General features: G+C 44.4%; 4 protein-coding genes. 3 read left to right on the forward strand and 1 reads right to left on the reverse strand.

The genetic code is table 11. From position 1 onward, the window contains the following. The 3 genes from F6K20_RS24580 to F6K20_RS24590 all read left to right on the forward strand — a co-directional run. Positions 1–950 (forward strand): lanthionine synthetase LanC family protein (locus tag F6K20_RS24580; RefSeq protein ID WP_287296366.1); only part of this gene is annotated, 950 nt, incomplete at its 5' end. Between the two features lie 105 nt (positions 951–1,055). Beyond that, positions 1,056–2,003 carry a Nif11-like leader peptide family natural product precursor gene (locus F6K20_RS24585; protein WP_287263842.1) on the forward strand — a complete coding sequence of 316 codons (948 nt, stop codon included), beginning with the start codon at positions 1,056–1,058 and terminating at the stop codon, positions 2,001–2,003. 308 nt (positions 2,004–2,311) lie between these two features. After that, positions 2,312–2,695, forward strand: coding sequence for a DurN family substrate-assisted peptide maturase (locus tag F6K20_RS24590; protein ID WP_008178005.1), 384 nt, complete (start codon positions 2,312–2,314; stop codon positions 2,693–2,695). A gap of 120 nt (positions 2,696–2,815) precedes the next feature. On the opposite strand, the gene F6K20_RS24595 is transcribed toward F6K20_RS24590, so the two are convergent. Beyond that, the coding region (locus tag F6K20_RS24595) for a plasmid replication protein, CyRepA1 family (RefSeq protein ID WP_287296368.1) at positions 2,816–4,808 on the reverse strand (1,993 nt) is incomplete at its 5' end.

Consider the following 4,808-nt stretch of genomic DNA (forward strand, 5'->3'; position numbering starts at 1 on the left):
TGGCGTACCAGGGAACATCTGGATTGATTTACCTGTTAACCCACCTGGCTCAGCTATGGGACAGACCAGAATTGCTGGAGCGGGCAGTAGAGTTGACTCACGAACTAATGCCACGGATTCCTCAGGACAAATACTTTGACCTTTTGCTCGGAGTCACGGGGGTGATTCCTGTCATGGTGGGGTTGGCAAACACCACTTCTGGCCAAGGGAGAGATAGTGCCATAGATTGTGCTGTGCAGTCTGCTCAATATTTGCTCCAAGGGGCAACTCGCCAGGGGGACACCCTAAGTTGGGAGGGTGGGCGACCGGATCTAAACCAGCAGAATCCCACCGGTTTTTCCCATGGTTCGAGTGGTTCAGGGTGGGCACTAATTTTGCTGGGGTGTGATCTTGACAAGCAAGAGTACATTCAGGCTGGTCGTCAATGCTTTGCCTATGAAGCGACTCACTTTGATCGGGAGCAGAAGGATTGGTATGACCTGCGCAAATCGGTCATGGTAGCTGACAGAAACGAACCCCATTTTGCCAATGCTTGGTGCAATGGGTCGGCGGGAATTGGTTTGAGCCGTATTGCCAGTTGGGCAGCTTTAGGGAAAAATGACGAAGATATTCTGCGGGAGGCTTACGCAGCTCTCAATGCTACTTTGCGGAATTTTGACAAGCTCGGTAATGATTCCCTATGTCATGGCAGATCTGGCAATGCTGAGCTATTGCTGCGGTTTTCTCAACTGAGGGACACACCTTATTTGCAGATGGAGGCTAACGTCCAAGCTCAAGCCCAATGGCGTCGGTTTGAGAAAGCTCGTACGTGGCTCTGTGGTTCTACGACTAAGGATCTCTTTCCCGATCTGATGCTTGGGATCGCTGGAATCGGAATGCACTTTTTGCGGCTAGCCTATCCGGAGCGAGTCCCTTCCCCTCTGATGCTCGATCCGCCTCCATCAGCATAAGCCGATAGACCTAGATTGAGGGGAAAGCTTGTGTCGGTGAAGGTAGACTCTGGGATTATTATTGTCGTGGTTGTAATTTTGTTGGTTTAATTGGTTGAAAAAGCTATGTCAAAAGAAGCGGTGGAGAAGTTTTATGAAGCTCTTGAAAATACAGAAGCATTGAGACAGCAAGTTAAGGTAATCACAACGGAAGAAGAGCTGGTTAAACTTGGTGCCAATCACGGTTATTGTTTTACCAAAAAAGATATAGCAGCAGCAAATGCTTCTTATGTTCCCAAGAGTGACAAACCTCTGATTTCCATTGATTGTTCTGAGTCTGCTTCTGATAAAGGGTTCCCCCACGCTTATCACTACGAGTTTAAGTTTTCCGAGATTCCAGGGTTTGAGAAAATTGCTGAGGAGGTCGGAAAGCTCAAAATCAAGCCAGATACGGTGGATATAGGGCTGTATGAAAAGAGTTTTTGGGAAGCAAATTTAAAATTTGCCGATGTTTCCCCAGCTGATCCAGAATTCCAACAGCGGTATCTCAAATCATTGCGCTCCTACCTGGATCAAGGTGTGGCTTCATCCCAGCCTGAATATGCCTGGAGTCAGTTCCACTTAATTAATCTGGATCGGTATGTTGACCATTCCCTTTACGATGATTATTTTAGGACGAAAGTAAAGTTAATCGAACTCCTGGAAGAGTTCTTTGGAGCTGAAATTAGGTTCTCAGGAAGCTTATGGTATCCGCCGAATGCTTATCGGATGTGGCACACGAACGAAACTCAGCCAGGTTGGCGGATGTATTGCGTTGATTTTGATCGCTGTGAATTCAATGGGGATGGCAAACCATTTTTCCGCTACATGAATCCCGAAACCAAAGAGTTAGTAACCCTTGAGGAGAAGCCGAAAGTGGTTAGATTCTTCAAGATCGAAAGCGAGCCACACAAGTTGCTGTGGCATTGTATTGTTAATAAAACCCAAGCAAACCGGTGGAGTTTTGGCTTTAACGTTTCTGATCAATGGATGAATAAGTTACTCAAGCCTAAGGTAAAATTGACAGCAAACTGAAATAAAAAAAATGAGATCAAAAAACTATGTTCTAAACTAGCCTAAAAAATGTTTTATGTGAAATACTCCTGTGACTTGTTGCTAAAGAAAATAATTATACCAATACTGTACACATGGTATGATTAGGAAAAATAGATGAAGGAGTTACACTCTTCTTGGGTAAACTTAAATATTACTTCATCAAACTTATCCATAATGAACAAATTTATAATGATCAAATTTACTAGTAATGGTAAAAAAGCTAAGTTGGGATAAGTTCAATCAAGCAGACTCGAACACATTACTAAAAAAAACTACTCGAAGACACTATGGTCAAGATCAAGCATAATCCTAAAGAATATAGAGAAGATAAAGATAGAGGTGGTGACAGGGATGAAATTCGGCAAATACAGATATTGATGCTCTTGTGTTTATGTCTGTCCTCTGAAGGCACGCTCTACGACTTGCTGAAGATGGCATTGGCGACCCCTGGGCACCAGACATTGAATCGGGTAACTCCACCGGAAGATATTAGTATAGATGGTCTATTTGAGTGGTTGGGTAAGCTGTTTGGTGAAGCAGAAGTGACAGAAGGAGAAAGGGATTTGATTCTCTGGCAAAACGATATCAAAAATATGTGGCCAGCGATTAGTGAGCTCAGAGCAATCGAGGAGAAGCTTGGGTTTAAGATTACCATCGAAAAGAAGAGCTAAGTTGTGCACAAAGTTCACTATCAGCTAGTGATACTTTCTTAGGGTAAATGTTAGAGGGTGGGGGATTATAGCTTCCCCCACCCTCCACGTAATCCTACAAATTAAGACTACAAATTAAGACTAAACATTAAGACACAATTGAACATAATTACTGTTTTCTGAATCCACTGACTGAGTATTACCAGACCTAGCAGATAAATCATTATCCAGCCAACTCTCACTAGTGCCTAACCTCAGAGCATCACTAGCTAACCACCTCTGGAACACTTCCATGCGACCATCTTCTGGACTAACTAGCTGATAAACTCTGAACCGCTTTTTTCCTTGGCTCTGATAACGAATACACTGTAAGCCATAGCCGATTTTATCCAAGAAGCGCCTAATAATAACAATCGGAGTTGCTTTCTTAGCTAGTCCTATTCCGGTGATGGTTTTGATAGCACAACGGTTTGCTAATGCGATCGCAGCCATCTCCTGCAAGTCCTGATCAGTATTTTTGAGTTCTCGTTCCAGATTTTCTAATAGAATTGGTATCCCCAAAACTTTCATAGTACCAATCATTGCTCCTAGCACAGCACGATTGAAATCCGGTATAAATATACTCCCTTGACCTTGCTCAATTAACAGTCGCGCTACCTTAGCATCCCGTTCTGCTAGATGTTGCTGACCTAGGGTAAGAAAATAATGGAGCCGTAGCTGCTTATACCAGCCTTGGTCATCTTTGAGTACCAGTTCTGGTGTGACTGGGATGGCATAACGCTGCTTTAAATCGTACTTCCGTAGTGAGCGACGTTCCGATGGTTTTTTGACTAGGCGTTTGCTAATCGTTTGATATTGGCTATCACTGAAGTCTTGACTAGATGCGATCGCATTACACTCAGCCTGATAGTTTTGGTCTCTAACTGCAGTAATCGCTGCCATCAGAGCATTCTGTGCTCCCAACTCTTCCGCTTGGGGTGAACCCTTAGACTTCTTTTTCCCAGCTTTAGTGGAACTGACTGGGGAAACATCCATCACCAGATGACCTTCAGCACGCAATCCTGCTAGCACCGATTCCCGATAGTTGACCATGGCGGCATTGAATCGGACAGCCATTTTCGCCCAGCACATCAAGGATTCTGCTTGAAAGCCTGTATCTAAATCATCCACAGCATCGAAATCCGATTGTTGTAGCAACCGAATATTCATTTGGGTCAAACGCTGTCCAGATGCCAGTAGTGAGGATAGAGACGTGGAGCCATTACCGACGTGATTAAAGCCATAAGGGGCTACCCAGATGAACCGGGGGAGATTTTCTCGGATTCGGCCTAAGGTTTGTCTGACACTATTTTCTCCTTGCACCCCTTGGGCAATACACCACACAGAGGTAAAGTGTCCCCGCAGATCAATACTCACTCCCGTTTCAATAGCAGGACTAGCTAATACAATGTCATAGTCCCGTAAAACATTGTTGAGGTTATTGATACACCCCATGGCTGGATGATTTGTTTCACCAAGGGATTCCGAATCAATGCGCAATATCCGGAGGTGGGGAAATTGCTTTTTTAGGTACGCTTCTAGAGTGCAAGTACCCCATTGGCTCTTGGGTTTTTGAGCGGAAAGACACACAAAGGGTTTGCCTCCTTGAGCAATGTGTGCTTCTAGCTCTCGCACTAGTTTTTTTGGTGTGCTATCGGTATAGTTATGAACTTGCCAGGACCCGTCAATGTTCGGTTTCCAGTCATTCTCAATGATGAAGGGTTCAAGGTCAACTCCAGACAAGCTCAGTAAGTAATCTATCGATATATCACTCAAGTCCGCATCCGCAATATAAACTTGACCAGACCCCCCCAAGACATTCTGGATTAGGGTTTTCAGAGATTTGAGAATAGCAACCCGATTACTCTGACAGGTGCTAGAGTTCAATCCATGCCAGAGCACTTGCTCCACTTCATCGATAATTACTACGCCATCAGACCAGTTAGCAGCATTGAAGCGAGCCTGAGAATTCCCATGCAAGGAGTCGAGACATAAACCATAACCTAAGACGCCTTGCTTCTGGTCATCCCTGACCTCAGTGATATACTTGATGCCAAAGCGTTGACACAATGCTTCTACTAATCGCACCCGATAG

It is taken from the genome of Moorena sp. SIO2C4, assembly GCF_010672485.1.
Lineage (GTDB): Bacteria > Cyanobacteriota > Cyanobacteriia > Cyanobacteriales > Coleofasciculaceae > Moorena > Moorena producens.

Coding starts and splice junctions, on each gene's coding strand:
- F6K20_RS24585 (WP_287263842.1), top strand. CDS start 1,056: ATGTCAAAAGAAGCGGTGGAGAAGTTTTATGAAGCTCTTGAAAATACA.
- F6K20_RS24590 (WP_008178005.1), top strand. CDS start 2,312: ATGGTCAAGATCAAGCATAATCCTAAAGAATATAGAGAAGATAAAGAT.